The sequence below is a fragment of the Enterococcus sp. 2STP genome, from assembly GCF_032465635.1.
In the GTDB taxonomy this organism is placed as follows: domain Bacteria; phylum Bacillota; class Bacilli; order Lactobacillales; family Enterococcaceae; genus Enterococcus_B; species Enterococcus_B lactis.
Genome location: NZ_JAWDJH010000003.1, coordinates 36111 through 52658, shown reverse-complemented (window position 1 = coordinate 52658; position 16548 = coordinate 36111). Strand labels below are relative to the sequence as shown.

Annotated in this window: 13 protein-coding genes; 4 read left to right on the top strand and 9 right to left on the bottom strand. The window is 37.8% G+C overall.

Going from position 1 to position 16548, the window contains the following annotated elements:
• Window positions 1-423: 423 nt before the first annotated feature.
• On the top strand, window positions 424-927 hold the full coding sequence (locus tag RWU19_RS00695; protein ID WP_123838204.1) for a VanZ family protein: 504 nt from the start codon (window positions 424-426) through the stop codon (window positions 925-927).
• 919 nt (window positions 928-1846) lie between these two features.
• On the opposite strand, the gene RWU19_RS00690 is transcribed toward RWU19_RS00695, so the two are convergent.
• Both RWU19_RS00690 and RWU19_RS00685 read right to left on the bottom strand, forming a co-directional pair.
• A complete protein-coding gene (locus RWU19_RS00690; RefSeq protein ID WP_002320647.1) occupies window positions 1847-1984 on the bottom strand; it encodes a hypothetical protein in 138 nt (45 codons plus the stop codon).
• A gap of 94 nt (window positions 1985-2078) precedes the next feature.
• On the bottom strand, window positions 2079-2657 hold the full coding sequence (locus RWU19_RS00685; protein ID WP_123838203.1) for a TMEM175 family protein: 579 nt from the start codon (window positions 2655-2657) through the stop codon (window positions 2079-2081).
• A 168-nt stretch (window positions 2658-2825) separates the two neighbouring features.
• Between RWU19_RS00685 and RWU19_RS00680 the strand changes: the two genes are divergently transcribed.
• On the top strand, window positions 2826-3023 hold the full coding sequence (locus tag RWU19_RS00680) for a hypothetical protein (protein ID WP_002292644.1): 198 nt from the start codon (window positions 2826-2828) through the stop codon (window positions 3021-3023).
• A 101-nt stretch (window positions 3024-3124) separates the two neighbouring features.
• Here the strand turns inward: RWU19_RS00680 and RWU19_RS00675 are convergent, their stop codons facing one another.
• Window positions 3125-3943, bottom strand: a complete 819-nt coding sequence (locus RWU19_RS00675; protein ID WP_002292643.1) for a ZIP family metal transporter — start codon at window positions 3941-3943, stop codon at window positions 3125-3127.
• A gap of 164 nt (window positions 3944-4107) precedes the next feature.
• Here RWU19_RS00675 and spxB point away from each other — a divergent pair, with 164 nt between their 5' ends.
• Window positions 4108-5838: a pyruvate oxidase gene (gene spxB / locus RWU19_RS00670; RefSeq protein WP_002329771.1), complete on the top strand. Its 1731-nt coding sequence runs from the start codon at window positions 4108-4110 to the stop codon at window positions 5836-5838.
• Window positions 5839-6023: 185 nt separating this feature from the next.
• On the opposite strand, the gene RWU19_RS00665 is transcribed toward spxB, so the two are convergent.
• On the bottom strand, window positions 6024-6545 hold the full coding sequence (locus RWU19_RS00665; RefSeq protein WP_002309892.1) for an HdeD family acid-resistance protein: 522 nt from the start codon (window positions 6543-6545) through the stop codon (window positions 6024-6026).
• Window positions 6546-6794: 249 nt separating this feature from the next.
• Between RWU19_RS00665 and RWU19_RS00660 the strand changes: the two genes are divergently transcribed.
• The gene (locus RWU19_RS00660) at window positions 6795-8417 is read left to right on the top strand and encodes an ABC-F family ATP-binding cassette domain-containing protein (RefSeq protein WP_123838202.1); all 1623 of its coding nucleotides are present in this window, start codon (window positions 6795-6797) and stop codon (window positions 8415-8417) included.
• A gap of 128 nt (window positions 8418-8545) precedes the next feature.
• Here RWU19_RS00660 and RWU19_RS00655 read toward each other — a convergent pair whose 3' ends face one another.
• The 5 genes from RWU19_RS00655 to RWU19_RS00635 all read right to left on the bottom strand — a co-directional run bounded on the left by RWU19_RS00655 (window position 8546) and on the right by RWU19_RS00635 (window position 16465).
• The gene (locus tag RWU19_RS00655; RefSeq protein WP_002316532.1) at window positions 8546-9409 is read right to left on the bottom strand and encodes a DegV family protein; all 864 of its coding nucleotides are present in this window, start codon (window positions 9407-9409) and stop codon (window positions 8546-8548) included.
• Between the two features lie 912 nt (window positions 9410-10321).
• A complete protein-coding gene (locus tag RWU19_RS00650; protein ID WP_002288375.1) occupies window positions 10322-11614 on the bottom strand; it encodes an adenylosuccinate synthase in 1293 nt (430 codons plus the stop codon).
• 777 nt (window positions 11615-12391) lie between these two features.
• On the bottom strand, window positions 12392-13759 hold the full coding sequence (gene dnaB, locus RWU19_RS00645; RefSeq protein ID WP_002288373.1) for a replicative DNA helicase: 1368 nt from the start codon (window positions 13757-13759) through the stop codon (window positions 12392-12394).
• Window positions 13760-14033: 274 nt separating this feature from the next.
• Entirely contained in the window at window positions 14034-14486 is a 453-nt protein-coding gene (rplI, locus tag RWU19_RS00640; protein WP_002288372.1) for a 50S ribosomal protein L9, read from the bottom strand.
• Between the two features lie 5 nt (window positions 14487-14491).
• Window positions 14492-16465 (bottom strand): DHH family phosphoesterase, encoded by a 1974-nt coding sequence (locus RWU19_RS00635; RefSeq protein ID WP_123838200.1) that lies wholly within the window; start codon window positions 16463-16465, stop codon window positions 14492-14494.
• Window positions 16466-16548: the final 83 nt, after the last annotated feature.

Below are 16548 nucleotides of genomic sequence, written 5' to 3'. Positions count from 1 at the left end.
TAACTATATATGCAATTATCTAACTTTTTCTTTTTATCATTAAGAAAATAAAAAAATAAATATCATTAATGTAATAAGCGTAAAACGAATGTATTCGAAGAAAAAAGCGTTGAAAGAATTATCTTTCCATAATTTTTTTATGTATAGCATATCCCACTTTTATACGAAAAATAATATATATATGCATGTAGTTTATATAATTATTAAAAATAATCTTTGAGAGGAAAAAGCGAACGAATAAAAATTACTTAAGTTATATATTTGAACGTTTTCTCATTTTAAACTCATTTAAAAGAAACCGGATTCCCAACAAAAAAAGCTTCTAATTTTCGTACCATAACTACGTTGGTCCTTAAACTTCATACTTTTTTATGATTTTTCAGCGGTTTTCGATGGTATACTTTTTAGATGGAGGAGATGTCTATGCGGTATATATCAAAATTTTTATTAGGGATTTATTTATTCTTTCTATTATGGTTGATTTTATTCAAGCTATCATTTAATCTTCCACAATTTCTCACTTATTCTTACAGCAATGTCAATCTCGTCCCTTTTTCTACTTTTTCTTTTGAAAATACGACGGTTTTGCGCGAGACCACTTATAACTTGATTGTCTTTTTTCCTTTTGGGGTGCTTTTGAATGTCAATTTCAAAGGGCTTTCCTTTTCTAAAAAATTAGGGATCATTTTCCTTGTAAGCTTCTTCGCAGAGTTTATTCAATTCCTATTCGGTATTGGCGTAGCGGATATCACTGATGTAATTACTAATACAACAGGAGGTCTGATTGGATTATGGTTCTATCAGCTTTTAAACAAACACCTATCGACAAATAAGTTGGATCGCCTAGCCGTTATTTTGGGGTACGTTTTATTGTTATTTCTAATCGTAGCTTTTTTATTTTTGACACGTACTATCCGTCTTCGATAAAATCGTTCATAAAAAAGGACCGTCACAGATACATTCCAGTGTGTACCTATGACAGTCCTTTTTTATTCAATTATTGATTTTCAAAAAAATCGATTTTCACCTCTACCATTTGGAGTGTACATCTTACACATTGAAGCAGTCAGGATATGTTTCCCTTTGTTTTTTTATCAAAAAATAGTAAAGTAACGGTTACGTCTATTTTCAGATTAATTCTATTAATGAAATGTCCTTTTCCTTGAAAAACAAGTATTACCATAAGCCGTTCATAATTTAAGTACACATTTGAAACAAAAATGATTATTTTTTTAGCTTAAATGCTTTATATCTTAACATTTTCCTATTCGACACTTAAATCGATTGAGAAATTTTCGTTCTTCTTTATACCCCGTATAGGTATATCTATTTATTGTAAAAAGCTTGTTCTATAAATAATTTTTCTTCTTTTCTATCATTTTTCTCTCTTATGAAGGTATCTTTTTCCTTGATTTCTGCCAGTAGATTTTGCCTGATCCTACTTTTTGAAGGCATTTCAAAGGAAAAAGTAGCAGTTTTTAGAAGTAGCAGAGAAATCAAAACAAGTGTATCGTTATTTTTTAACTATAAAATAACACTAAAAATATAGTTGGTTCGTTATTTTTCACTCTTCTGAATTTACTTTTTTAACCCCATCTGAATTCTCGTTAATATTTATTCATTTCTATTGTATATCCCCTGACAAAAGAAATCTATATGCCTCCTTTAACTAATCTATTGTTTTTTTAGCTATCATAAAGTTATCCACTGTGGAAAAACTAACGATTTTTTTCGATACACTTTTTTAAAAATTTTTTCCACAAATAAAAACATGTTTACAACAGAATCATACTGCTGTAAACATGTTTTTATTAAATAGATAGAATATTAGCTTACATAAAGATGTTTATTTTTTTATTGCTGCGAATAATGTCAAAAATACCGTGACACTAACTACTGTCCAAGTCAAATGACCTTGATCCAAATAAATAAGCATCGTGACAAAACTAGTAATCAGTCCTACATGAAGTCTTTTTTGATCCATCTGCATCCCTCTTTGAATACTAGTATCACTCGGATATTTGATCGTTTGATTATTTTTTCTATATTTTTCTCTTAAATTTTAAACAAGGATCATTTTACCGATATTGTGATTCGATGGTACGGCTTGGGATGATCCAAGCAGCCAGAATCACGATGTTTGCGATCAGCACGGCTACTGGCGCTGCTAAATAGCCTAAGACAATTCCTAAAACATTCAAGCCAATCGATAAGTATGATTTCTTGTAATCATTCAGCATCGTCTTCAATGCTTTCTCGTGACCCTTATTTGCTTTGACAAGTTCTTTTGCCAAGATATAATACGCAATGTTAGCGGTCAAGGTAACAAAACCATAAGTCATTTCTGGAGCCAGACTATTGATGTACTCACTAATCCATGAAGTGGCAAATGGAAAAAGTGAAAGCGCAAAAATAAAGAAACTGTTCGCCCATAAGACCCGTCCATTTATCTTATGTACAACTTGAAATAAATGATGATGATTGTTCCAGTAAATCGCTAAGATGATGAAACTGACAATATAGATAAAAAATCGGTAACCTAATGCAGCGAGCGCCTCCCACGTATCTCCGTTAGGTTCATGAAGTTCTAAAACTAAAATAGTCATGATAATGGCGATTACAGCATCTGTAAATGCTTCAAGACGATTTTTAGGCATGATATTCTCCTCCTTTTCCGCTCTATTTTAGATGATAAACAAGGGAAAAAGCAATTGTTTGATCATTTAAGCAGATGAAGTAAAAATCAGTCTGCAGTTGGAGGTGTTTTTAGAGAATCCCTGTTATACTTTTTCTATAGTAAAGAATGAACAAGAGGAGGGTTTTGTATGCGTCAAAAAAATATGTTCTTAAATATCTTCATGGTTCTTTTAGTGTTGATTGCCGCTAGCTTTGTCATCAGTCTTTTTGTTAGTGTCGTAAGTGGCCTTTTATGGTTTGCGGTCAAAATTTTGATTCCAATCGCACTTATCATCTGGCTCGTTCGTTGGATCAAAGGCAATACACATCGAAAAAACTATTATTAATGAATCACATGATCACTCCGTTATGATATAACTTACTTAAAAATAGGGTCGCGACATAAGTTCGCGACCCTATTTGATATATCATATATGAATTTTCCCAATTATCCTAATGCTACATCCAAGATCATCATAATGATAAATCCGCTCATAACACCAAAAACTGCAAAATGACGTTTGCTGGACAATGTCTGCTGTGCTTCGGGAATCAATTCTTCCACCACGACATAAATCATCGCTCCTGCAGCAAAAGCAAGTGCATAAGGAAGCAGCAGCTCCACTTTCGTTACTAGTAGTGCGCCAATCACCCCAGCGATTGGTTCAACGATTCCAGAAGCTTGTCCGTAAACAAAGGCCTTTTTACGGCTCAGACCTTCTTGTCGCAATGGGATTGATACAGCTGCTCCTTCTGGGAAGTTTTGGATACCAATACCTAGCGCCACCGAAACAGCGGCTAATATAGCGGCTGTCGGATTATCCGCAGTTGCTGCTGCACCGAACGCTACCCCTACGGCTAAACCTTCAGGAACATTATGCAATGTAATAGAAAAAACAAGCAAGATTGTCCGCTTTAGATGGGTAGGCAATCCTTCTGCTTCATGTTGCGGTCCAAAATGCATATGGGGCAGTGTTTTATCTGCCATATATAAAAACACCCCACCTAAACCAAATCCAATACTTACAACTAGCCAAGCAATATCTCCATTTTCTTCTGCTTTTGTAATCGCTGGATCAAGCAAGGACCAAAAACTTGCAGCAATCATGACACCAGAAGCAAATCCTAACATCAAATTTAGCACTTCTTTTTTGATTTCTTTAAAGAAAAAAACCAATCCGGCACCAAGAGCTGTCATAAAATAAGTGAAAGCTGTCCCAGCAAGTGCTTGCTGCCAAGGATCAAGCCTCAATAGCCATTCAACCATGCCATTCCCCTCTCTTGAATCTATTTATGTACTACTCTAGCATATTCCCAAAAACATGACTACATTTTTGTGAAAAGACGAATTAGTTGGGATTTTCGATAAAAAGTTCTATACTCTAGATACAAAAAATTTATGGATCATCATTGCTAAAGGAGTGAAACACCATGTCAAAAATCAATGCAGGAGTCGCAATGGTAAAAGTTCTTGAAAGCTGGGGCATCGACCATATTTATGGTATTCCCGGAGGATCTTTCAATTCGATTATGGATGCGCTATATCACGAAAAAAACGAAATCAAATATATTCAAGTCCGTCATGAAGAAGTCGGTGCACTAGCAGCAGCCGCAGATGCAAAATTAACCGGGAAAGTCGGCGCTGTCTTCGGCTCTGCAGGACCTGGTGCGACACATTTGATCAATGGTTTGTATGATGCACAGATGGACCATGTGCCTCTAGTAGCGTTCTTAGGACAAGTTGCTTCTACATCCATGAACTATAACTCTTTCCAAGAATTAAACGAAAATCCTATTTTCGCAGATGTCAGCGTATACAATCGTACAGTCATGACGCCCCAAAGTCTTCCACATGTCGTAGATGAAGCCATTAAAGCCGCCTATGAGCATAAAGGTGTGGCTATCGTGACGATTCCTGTTGATCTTGGTTTTGAAGAAATTGATGAACAACCTTTCTCTACTGCTCACACTCACAAAACAAGTGTGATATTACCAGAAGAAAAAGATTTGCTGACTGCTTTGCCTTATCTTGAAAAAGCAAAAAAACCAGTTCTTTATGTTGGTCAAGGAACGCGAAACGGATTTCCGCAAATCAAAGAATTCTCAGAACATTTTTCAGTTCCTATTGTCGCTTCCGTTCTAGCAAAAGGAATTATTCCTGATGATTATGAAAACTTTCTTGGTTTTGCTGGACGTGTCGCTACTAAACCCGGAAATGAAGCATTGGCAGAAGCCGATCTGATCTTATTTGTCGGTAGCGACTTCCCGTTTGGACGTGCATTTTTTAATCCAACTGCTGAATTTATCCAAATCGATATTGATGCGTCAAAATTCGGACGGCGCCATGAAACATCTCTGTCGATTCTCGGTGATGCAAACACGGCTTTGCAAAGACTGGTCGAATTAGGTGATGCTCGTCCTGCTGATAGCTGGTACCTAGCAAATCAGGAAAATAAAGAAAAATGGGTAAATTGGTTGAAATCTTTTGAAGATCGTGAGGAAGAACCGATTCGACCAGAGGCTGTCTATAAAGAAATCAATCGGATTGCTGAAGACGATGCGATTTTCGTCACAGATGTCGGTAACACGACTATCCATTCTATTCGCTTATTAAATATGAACGGTAAACAAAAACATACAACCTCTGGATGGTTCGCAACTATGGGTAATGGTGTGCCTGGAGGAATTGCCGCACAACTAAGCTACCCAGAAAAACAAGTATTTACCTTAAGTGGTGATGGCGGATTTGCTATGGTCATGCAAGATATCATTACACAAGTCAAATATCAGCTTCCAATTATCAATGTTGTTTTTTCTAATGATTCTTTTGGTTTCATCGAAGCAGAACAAGAAGATACGGAACAAAAGAAATTCGGTGTATTTTTAGAAGATGCAGATTTCGGTAAAGTTGGAGAAGCCCTCGGTGCAAAAAGCTTTACAGTCACAGAATACTCGCAACTTCGGTTTGCCTTTGATGCAGCCGCAAAATCAGACCGTCCTGTAGTGATCGATGTGAAAATCAATAACAAGCGTCCATTGCCAGTAGAAGATCTTCATTTAGATCCAAGAAAATATTCTGAAGAAGAAATCCAAGCATTCAAAGAAAAATATGAAGTCCATGATTTGCCAGTATTGAATGAATTATATGAAAAGAGGTTGTGACAACTGCGCTATGCTTCGAGTAATAAGATAAAATTTGTGCCTATTGCTTTTCACATTTTTGCATAAATTTGTCTCGACACCTAAAGATTACCTCGTGCATATTTGTCCATGATAAAAAAGCCAGCTACCAATTGCAACAGTCAAACTGTTACCGGAAACTGGCTTTTTTATTTGTTTGATTTCACTTATCTAAACGCATAGACGATATGTGTGATGCCGAATAACATAAAATAGAACCCAACTAAAAAGCTTAATGTCAACGCAGAAGAAATTGGATTAAACAATAAGAAAATTCCTAATAAAATTCCTAAAATATTGACGATGATCGTAAACCAATAATATCCTTCACTTACTCCTCTTGCCAAGTCAGCAGTAAATAACGCTAAAACTGAATCAGCAATAAACCATACTGCAAAAACAAAAGGTAATGCTGCGACTCCTGCACCAATATTGAATAAGAAAAAGACGCCAACTAGAATATCGATGATCCCGATTATTAAGGGCATCTTTCCTTTATATCCTGTTAGCTCTTTTAATCTGTTACGTACAAATAGTTCAAATATCCCTTTAATAAAGGCAAAAATCGCAAAGACTACTACAATTGCAACTAAATTTCCGACAGGGTCTTGAAATGATAACAATGAGACAAGTACAAATAAAATTCCCAAAATCAATGAGCCCCAGTCGATGGTTCTTTTTTCATCCATTTTCAATCCTTCTTTCATTTCTTTTACAGTTTTATAGTACTCCCTCTTATAAATAACGTCAAAAATTATGCTGTTGCAAACTAAAAAATCCTATAGCAGCTATTTCTACTCCTCTTTTATGTTTATTTTCTTCATTCTGTTTCACGTGAAACACAAAGAATGTTCGATTGCCTTGAATCTTTTACCTTTCCCCTATATAATTCTATAAGACTTGTCAAAAACTAATAATGATAAAAGTGAGGAAAAAAATTGATTACTGTAAATGATGTGAGTTTGCACTTTTCAGACCGCAAACTATTTGATGATGTGAATATTAAATTTACCCCCGGAAACTGCTATGGCTTGATTGGTGCAAATGGTGCAGGTAAATCAACGTTCCTTAAAGTGTTATCAGGGGATCTGCAGCCTTCCACAGGTTCCGTTACTATGGGACCAGATGAACGGATGGCCGTATTGAAACAGAACCATTACGACTATGAAGACTATACTGTACTTGAAACAGTCATCATGGGGCACAAGCGTCTGTATGAAGTGATGAAAGAAAAAGATGCGATTTACATGAAAGAAGATTTCACTGACGAAGATGGTATTCGAGCAGCTGAATTAGAAGGAGAATTTGCTGAGCTTAATGGATGGGAAGCAGAACCAGAAGCAGCTGTTTTACTGCAAGGTCTGAACATCCCTGAAGAATTGCACCATCAGCAAATGAGTGAATTGACTGGCGGACAAAAGGTAAAAGTGTTGTTAGCACAAACACTATTTGGTAAACCTGATGTTCTTTTACTAGACGAACCAACAAACGGTCTGGATATCCAATCGATCAATTGGTTGGAAGAATTTTTGATCAATTTTGAAAATACTGTGATCGTTGTCTCCCATGACCGTCACTTTTTGAACAAAGTATGTACACATATGGCGGATCTGGATTTTGGTAAAATCAAACTTTATGTAGGAAATTATGATTTTTGGTTGGAATCTAGTCAATTAGCGGCTAAACTCCAAGCGAATGCAAATGCCAAAAAAGAAGAACAAATCAAAGAGCTCCAAGAATTCATTGCTCGCTTTAGTGCGAATGCATCAAAATCAAAACAAGCAACTTCACGTAAAAAAATGCTTGAAAAAATTACTTTGGACGATATCCAGCCTTCTTCTAGACGTTACCCATTCGTTGGATTCAAACCTGAACGTGAGATCGGAAACGACTTATTGCAGGTAGAAAATGTAAGTGTAACGATTGATGGAAAGAAAATCTTAGATGATATATCTTTTAATTTAAACAAAGAAGACAAGGTTGCTTTTGTCGCAGAAAATGATATAACAACAACAACGCTATTCAAAGTTATAATGGGTGAAATTATACCAGATACTGGAACAGTACGTTGGGGAGTAACAACAAGTCATTCTTATTTACCAAAGGATACAACGAAAGAATTCGACACGGATCTAACGATTTTAGACTGGTTGCGCCAATATGCAAGCAAAGAAGAAGATGACAACACCTTCTTAAGAAGTTTCTTAGGAAGAATGCTTTTTTCTGGTGAAGAAGTATTGAAACCAGTGAATGTTTTATCTGGTGGAGAGAAAGTCCGTTGTATGCTCTCAAAAATGATGCTTTCGAAAGCTAACGTACTTGTATTAGACGATCCAACGAACCATTTAGACTTAGAATCAATCACCGCATTGAATGATGGCTTGATGGCATTTACTGGCTCGATCCTGTTTGCCTCTCATGACCATCAATTTATCCAAACATTGGCAAACCGGATCATTGCTGTTTCAGATAAAGGTGTGATTGATCGGGCTGATACGACATATGATGAGTTCTTGGAAAACACAGATATTCAAAAACAATTGAATGAGTTATGGGCGTAACGGTCTATTTAGCTTAAAAAACAAAAAAACAGCGACCTCTAAGAGATAGGATGCTCATCTATCTTTTAAGAGTCGCTATTTTTGTTACATTCAAATCCTGGGCTTTTTTACAGAATGAGTTACTGCTTTTATCGACTGATTCCCATCGAAAAAATCGCGATACAGCCATAGCCTGTGTGACTGGCGATCGTTGGTCCTAAGGGATAAAGCTTCACATCTTTCATCTTTATCTGCTCTTCCAAAAGCCGTTTTGCCTTCTCCGCGCTCTCTAGATCCCCAGCGTAAGCCACATAAACGATTTGATCAAGTGGCGCAACGATTGTTTTTACCGTCTCATTGACGATTGTCTGGATCGACTTGTTCCTTCCGCGAACTTTGTCAACATTCGTCAGCCTTCCTTCTTTATCTACCGTAATAATAGGCTTTACACTCAATAGACTGCCCAGAGTAGCACTTGCTTTGGAAATCCTACCGCCTCGTTCTAGATACTTCAAATCGTCTACAGTTACCCATGAATGGACTTTCAAATAATTTTTTTCCAGCCACTCTAAGGTTTCTTCGATACTTTTCCCTTCTTTTTTCAATCTTGCAGCTTCCAACACTAAAAGCCCTTCCCCGATACTTGCAGCTTTTGTATCAAAAACATAGATCTCAGGGTCTTCATATTCTTCCTTCAGTAATTCAACAGCTTGAAGCGCACTGCTGTAAGAGCCGCTTAATCCACTGGAAAAAGCCACATATAAGACAGGAATCTGTTTTTCCGCATAAGAACGGAAAAATTCTAAATATCGGCCAACATTGATTTGTGATGTCGTAGGCATCGCACCATTTTTCAGCTGATTCATGTAGCGGTCATAATTGAATGTCTTTCCGAGATCATCTACTAACTCTTGATCATTCAATTGGAGATTCATTGATAAAAAATCAATTTTTTCTTCTGCTAATACATGGTATGGCAGATCACAACAAGAATCTGTTACAATTTGATACACATTTTTCAACCCCTTCTCGTTACATTTTACCCTTATCGTCTATTATAGCAAATCTCTTGCGCTAGACACACTTTAACCGGTTTATTTTCGCAAGTTCTAATCAAAATAAGAGGTTGTGACAGAAGTGGTCAGCTTCAAGAAATAAGAAGGAATTTACGAAAATTGCTTCTCAAATTTTTGTGAAATTTCGGCTTATTTCCGTAGAAGCTACTTCTGGAACACCGTGTAGGAGGTTGTGAAAAAGCTGCTCTGCATCAAGCAGTAAGAACAAGCAGAGAAAAATAGCTTTCCATATTTTTCATCTGATTGGGTTTAGTGCCGTAGATGCAAGCTTTTGAACACCGTTTAAGGAAGAGGTTGTGAAATCAGTGTTTTGACCTGAGTATTAGAGAAAAAAACGGAAAAATAGCTCCTCATATTTTGCCGTTTTTTGAGCTAATGCCGAGGGTCAGCTGATTGAACACCGTTTAAGGAAGAGGTCGTGAAAAAGCTGCTCTGCATCAAGCAGTAAGAACAATCAGATAAAAATAGCACTCCATATTTTTCATCTGATTGGGCTTAGTGCCGTAGATGCAAGCTTTTGAACACCGTTTAAGAAAGAGGTCGTGAACCTGCCGTTTAGCTCCGAGTCACAAGGAGCAATTTCAAAAAACAGCTTCTCATGTTTGTTGAATATTGTGACTTGTGGCCGAGGAGTTGGCAGGAGAACACCGTTTATTCAAAAAAAGGGAACTGCGACAAGACTTTTGTCACAGTCCCTTATTCTGAATAAACAGTGTTCAAGAGACAGCCTATCGGCAATAAGGCTAAACGTCTCTTTCACCACTACCTCTTCAAGTGATTATTATCGTATAGATAAACACTTCGACTCGCTCTGGTAAGAACGTCCTGATTCAGTCGTCGTTTTTATCCTTAGATTTGCGCCCAGACGCTTTCTAAGATGTTTGTTTGTGTTCTATCAGGTCCGACAGAAAATGTTGAGATACGTACACCAACAAGCTCTGAGATACGACGTACATAATTACGTGCGTTTTCTGGCAGTTCTGCAAGTGTTTTGCATCCTGTAATGTCTTCTGACCAGCCTGGCAACTCTTCATAGATTGGTTTGCAGCGGTTCAACTCTTTCAAGCTTGCTGGATAGTGGTAGATTAGTTCGCCATCTAATTCATAAGCCGTGCAAATTTTTACGGTTTCCAATCCACTTAATACATCGATTGAGTTTAAAGATAGGTTGGTAATACCTGACACCCGTTTAGAATGGCGCATAACTACAGAATCAAACCAGCCGACACGACGAGGACGTCCTGTTGTCGTACCGTATTCTCGTCCTACTTCGCGGATTTGTTCACCTGTTTCATCAAATAGTTCAGTTGGAAATGGACCATCACCGACACGTGACGTATAGGCTTTGCAGACGCCGACGACTTTATTGATTTTTGAAGGTCCTACACCGCTTCCGATTGTAACACCACCGGCTACTGGATTAGAAGAAGTAACAAAAGGATAGGTTCCTTGGTCGATATCCAACATGACTCCTTGCGCCCCTTCAAACAACACGCGTTTACCTGCATCTAAGGCATCATTCAAGATAACCGAAGTATCTGTGACGTATTGTTTGATTTGTTGTCCATATTCATAATATTCTTCAAAAATATCGTCAAAATCAAGTGGTTCTGAATCAAACATTTTTACAAATTGACGGTTTTTATCATCTAGATTCAAACGAAGACGTTCTTCAAAAATTTCTTTATCCAATAAGTCTGCGATGCGGATACCTACACGAGCGGCTTTATCCATATAAGCTGGTCCGATTCCTTTGATCGTTGTACCGATTTTGTTTTCACCTTTCGCATCTTCTTGTAATTGGTCCAATTTGATATGATAAGGCAAGATTACGTGTGCGCGGTCAGAAATACGCAGATTACTTGTTTCTACACCTTTTTCATGTAAATAAGCTAATTCTTTGACCAATGATTTAGGATTGACTACGACGCCGTTTCCAATCACACTGATCTTGTCTTTATAAAAAATCCCAGAAGGAATCAAATGCAGTTTATAAGTCACACCATTGAATTTGATTGTATGCCCTGCATTGTCGCCACCTTGGTACCGTGCAATCACTTCAGCATTTTCACTGAGAAAGTCTGTGATTTTTCCTTTCCCTTCATCGCCCCATTGCGTACCTACTACTACTACAGATGACATGTGAACACCTCGTTCTATATTATTTAATCCTGAACCATTGTATCAATAATAGATACATAATTCAAATAAAATCGAATGATTTTTATTTTTATTTTATAAAAACGCTTAAAAAACGAACTTTTATCCTTTTAGAATGATTATTAAAAAAGAGGTTGTGACAGAAGTGGTCAGCTTCAAGAAATAAGAAGGAATTTACGAAAATTGCTTCTCATATTTTTGTGAAATTTCGACTTATTTACGAAGAAGCTACTTCTGGAATACCGTGAATCAGAGGTTGTGAAAAAGCTGTCCTACATCAAGTCATAAGAACAGCCAAACAAAAATAGCTTCTCCTATTTTTCGTTTGGTTGGACTTATTACCTTTTGAATACCGTTTAAGGAAGAGGTTGTGAAATCAGCGTTCTGATCTGAGTATTAGCTCAATAAACGTCAAAATAGTTCCTCATATTTTGACGTTTGTTGAGCTAATGCCGAGGGTCAGCTGATTGAACACCGTTTAAGGAAGAGGTTGTGAGCCTGCCGTTTCACTCCGAGTCACAAGGAGTAATTTCAAAAAACAGCTTCTCATGTTTGATGATATTCTGACTTGTGACCGAGGAGTTGGCAGGAGAACACCGTTTATTCGGAAAAAGGGATTGCGACAAGACTTTTGTCACAATCCCTTTGGAGATCTGTTTTAATTAAGTGCTCTAGTCACTCTTGCAGTTACTCGTCGCATCTTATACGAGTGCCCTTGGTCATTGCGCAAGGCTGAACGCTGCTTTCACAACCTATTCTTTAAAATTCTTCTCTTGGCGAAAGCGACGAAAATTTATTGTATTCTTTGATAAACAGCAGTTCAACTGTTCCTCGCGCACCGCTTCGGTTCTTCTCGATGATGACTTCGATGACGTTGTCATTTTTTGGCTCATTTCCATCATCGTCATCTCCGCCTTCTCTTTCATAATAATCATCCCGATACAAGAAGGCTACGATGTCCGCATCTTGTTCGATTGATCCGGATTCACGAATATCACTTAGTACTGGACGTTTGTCTTGTCGCTGTTCTACTCCACGAGACAACTGCGAAAGAGCAATGACAGGTACTTTCAGTTCTTTTGCCAGTTTTTTCAGTTGGCGGGAGATATCTGATACTTCTTGTTGACGGTTCTCTTTACCGTTCCCTTCAATCAACTGCAAATAATCGATTAATATCAAGCCTAGGTTGCCTTTTTCTTGCGCTAGTTTCCGACATTTCGCACGGATCTCAGAGATCTTGATCCCTGGTGTATCATCGATGAAAATATTTGCTCGAGAAAGACTTCCCATCGCAACGATCAGATTCGACCATTCTTCTTCCGAAAGCTGACCTGTACGCAAGTGGCTGGCTTCAATCGAACCTTCTGCACAAAGCATCCGATTTACAAGAGATTCCGCCCCCATTTCCAGACTGAATATCGCAACAGAACGATCTGTTTTGGTTCCTACATTTTGAGCAATATTCAATGCGAACGCTGTTTTACCTACCGCTGGACGGGCAGCCAGAATGATTAGTTCTTCGGGCTGGAAACCTGCTGTCATTTTGTCCAGACCTTGATAGCCAGTTGGTAGGCCTGTGATTTCTTCATTGTTTTGAGCTAGTCGATCGATATTTTCAATCGTTGAGTTCAGTACTTCAGCAATGGATAAAAAGCCGCTTCGATTTCTTTTTTCCGAAACCTCCAAGATACTGCGTTCTGCATCATCTAAGATCGTCTGAACTTCTTCTCCTTGCTCGAATCCTTTTGTAACGATCCCTGTTGCTGTCTGAATCAATGTACGCAATAATGATTTTTCTTCAACGATTTTCGCATAGTAGACGATATTTGCTGCTGTCGGAACTGCTAAAGCCAAATCTGATAGGTAACTTAAACCACCGGCATCTTCTAACAAATTTGCTTGTTCTAGCCGGTCTTTAACAGTAACAACGTCAATCGCTTCATTACGATCGTTCAACTCGATCATTGTCTCAAAAATAATTTGATGGCCGCGACGATAAAAGTCTTTTGGCTCTATGTACTCCATGGCATCAATGATCGTTTCTGCATCAAGAAAAACAGAGCCTAGAACCGCTTGTTCAGCTTCAATATTTTGCGGTGGGATTCGATCCTGCCACACTTCATTCATACGTATCGCTCCTTGTCTTCAATTGCTTCATTTTACAAGAAAATGATGGAAAAGTCATCATTCGCATCGAAAGTATCATAAAAAAATAGCTCTCTTTTATTATACTCGTTTTCTTCATGCTATTTTACTGTTCTCAAAAAAGAAACCGAAATCAATCTGAAATCGCTATGCAGCTTGTGCTTTTGTTGCTGCAGCTGCTTTTCTCAGATAAATTTCGGTTTGTCTTTTCTCCTTCTGGTTATTCTTACCAGTTGAACATCACTATCAAGACTTGTTATTCTTGTACGACATGAACTTTGATCGTAGCCGTCACCTCATGATGCAACTTCACAGGTACGTTTGTGTAGCCTAGTGAACGGATTGGGTTTTCTAGTTCGATTTTTCGTTTATCTAATTTTATTTTGTATTGTTTGTTTAGCCCTTCAGCAATTTGTTTTGAAGGAATTGATCCAAACAAACGGCTGTCTTCCCCTGCTTTTGCTTTTAACTCGACTACCGTATCTTCTTTTTCCAAGAATTCTTTTAATTTTTTAGCTTCTTCCAAGATTTCAGCTTCGTGTTTTTCTTGGGCTTTCTTCTGTCCAGCTAACTGACTGATACTACTTTTCGTTGCTTCTTTTGCCAAGTTATTTTTGATTAGATAATTTTGTGCATAACCTGCTGGAACTTCTTTGATGTCCCCTTTTTTACCTTTTCCTTTTACGTCTTGTAAAAAAATTACTTTCATTTGGATTACTCCTTATCATATATTTGATTCATATTTTCTTTGATTGCAGCAAAAAGCTTCTGTTTTGTTTCTTCAACTGTCGTATTCTCCAGTTGAGTAGCTGCATTTGTGAAGTGTCCTCCACCACCTAAGGATTCCATGATGATTTGGACATTGATCGTACCGGTACTTCGGGCACTGATCCCAATCAATCCGTCTGTCCGCTTCGTAATGACGAAAGCTGCGTTGATATTGATCATCGAAAGCAGTGTATCTGCTGTTTTTGCCGCTATGACACTATTATACTCTTTTTCATCTGTTCCTGCCGCCACAACAATATCAGAAGTCACATACTCGCTTCCAGCAATCAAATGACTGATTTCCAAGTATGTCGCTAAGTCCGAGCTCAATAAATATTGTACTAAGGATGCGTCTGCTCCACAAGACCTTAAATAGCTGGCAACATCAAAAGTTCGTGCAGTTGTACGAACATTGAAACTATTCGTATCTACAACCATCCCTGCAAGTAATAGTGTGGCCTCAAAGCGATCTAAACGATTCGTTTTGCTGCTTTGGTATTGGATCAGCTCAGAAACTAGCTCTGAAGCGGAAGAGGCTGAAGATTCGATATAAGTCAGCAAAGGCTTGCTTGGAAACTCTTCCCCTCGGCGGTGATGATCAATGATCACGATCTTATCAAATTGCTCATATAGGCTCTGAGAGATTGATAGAGAAGGTTTATGATAATCCACCATCACGAGGAGGTCTTCATCTTTTTTCAGCTCTATGGCGCGTTCTGGAGAGATCAATTGCATTTCTAATTCTGGATGCTTATGGATTTCTTCGAGACAACGTTCTACATCTGGAATGATCTCGTTCTCGTTGATAACGATATAAGCCTTTTTCTGGTTGAAGCGTGCAAGACAACTGACACCAAAAGCAGAGCCTAAAGCATCCATATCCGGAAATTTGTGTCCCATGATGAACACATCGCCTGTTTCATCAAAAATCCGGCGCAAAGCAGTACTCATCGCTCGAGAACGGACACGCGTGCGTTTGACATTCTTAGCTGATTTACCGCCATAATAAACAGGTTTCGCTCCTTCTTTTACCTCTTTCACGACAACTTGGTCGCCTCCGCGGACTAGAGCAACATCTAAATTGTTCTGAGCTTCTCCACCGATTTCATCGAGGGATCTTGCGCCATAAGCAATCCCCATACTCAAGGTGATAGGCGAGCTCTGTTTTTCAGCTTCTGCTCGAAAGCGGTCCAACAAATCAAATTTTTTATCCATCATCTTTTTCAGATCGATCATCTGCGCGACGAAGAAAAACCGTTCTGCGTTGATTCTTTTGAAAAAGACATGGTATTCATTCATCCAGTCAGAAACAAGTGTAGTGACGAAAGAGTTCAAATAAGAAATCTCTTTGTCATCCAATTTATCAATAGCATCTGCATAGTTATCAATAGATAAAATACCGATCACTGGCTGACTGTTCGCCTGATGAAGTTTCAATAACTGGTTTTGGGTGATATCATTAAAATAAACGACACCCTTTACTGTATCCATATCAAACTGAAATGTTTTATCTGCTAGATAGACTTGGTTTTTCTTTTTTTCTTTTGCAGTAAAAAAAGTATCTAACAATTCTTCCTCTGTTAATCCACTTTGATCTTTGACTTTCAATGCCAAAGGATTGAGCCATTCGATTTTTTGGCTTGATGGCTGATAAGCAATCACTCCTACAGGCATGACTTCTGAGACATAAGCCAGATTGGTTTCGGCTACGGTCGAAGCCTGCTGGATTTTTTCACGTTTATTTAAAATAAGCCAGCGTTTCATTTTCAACCAATAGCGAACGCCCCATAAATTCATCAAAAGAATGACCGAAGCGCTAACAAAACGAAATGGTAAAATTAAGACTACCAATACTTCGATTAGTATAAACAGGATAAGGAAGAGAGGTTTTGGGGATAAATGATTGTTTTTATTTTCCATAATTTTCCTCCCATATATGACTAACTTGATTTTACCATAACTTTCGTCATTCAAGCGACTAAACGAATATCGGTTATTTTTAC

Excerpts from the sequence above, each read along its gene's own strand:
- RWU19_RS00695 (WP_123838204.1), top strand. The coding sequence starts at position 424 with ATGCGGTATATATCAAAATTTTTATTAGGGATTTATTTATTCTTTCTA.
- RWU19_RS00690 (WP_002320647.1), bottom strand. The coding sequence starts at position 1,984 with ATGGATCAAAAAAGACTTCATGTAGGACTGATTACTAGTTTTGTCACG.
- RWU19_RS00685 (WP_123838203.1), bottom strand. The coding sequence starts at position 2,657 with ATGCCTAAAAATCGTCTTGAAGCATTTACAGATGCTGTAATCGCCATT.
- RWU19_RS00680 (WP_002292644.1), top strand. The coding sequence starts at position 2,826 with ATGCGTCAAAAAAATATGTTCTTAAATATCTTCATGGTTCTTTTAGTG.
- RWU19_RS00675 (WP_002292643.1), bottom strand. The coding sequence starts at position 3,943 with ATGGTTGAATGGCTATTGAGGCTTGATCCTTGGCAGCAAGCACTTGCT.
- spxB (WP_002329771.1), top strand. The coding sequence starts at position 4,108 with ATGTCAAAAATCAATGCAGGAGTCGCAATGGTAAAAGTTCTTGAAAGC.
- RWU19_RS00665 (WP_002309892.1), bottom strand. The coding sequence starts at position 6,545 with ATGGATGAAAAAAGAACCATCGACTGGGGCTCATTGATTTTGGGAATT.
- RWU19_RS00650 (WP_002288375.1), bottom strand. The coding sequence starts at position 11,614 with ATGTCATCTGTAGTAGTAGTAGGTACGCAATGGGGCGATGAAGGGAAA.
- dnaB (WP_002288373.1), bottom strand. The coding sequence starts at position 13,759 with ATGAATGAAGTGTGGCAGGATCGAATCCCACCGCAAAATATTGAAGCT.
- rplI (WP_002288372.1), bottom strand. The coding sequence starts at position 14,486 with ATGAAAGTAATTTTTTTACAAGACGTAAAAGGAAAAGGTAAAAAAGGG.
- RWU19_RS00635 (WP_123838200.1), bottom strand. The coding sequence starts at position 16,465 with ATGGAAAATAAAAACAATCATTTATCCCCAAAACCTCTCTTCCTTATC.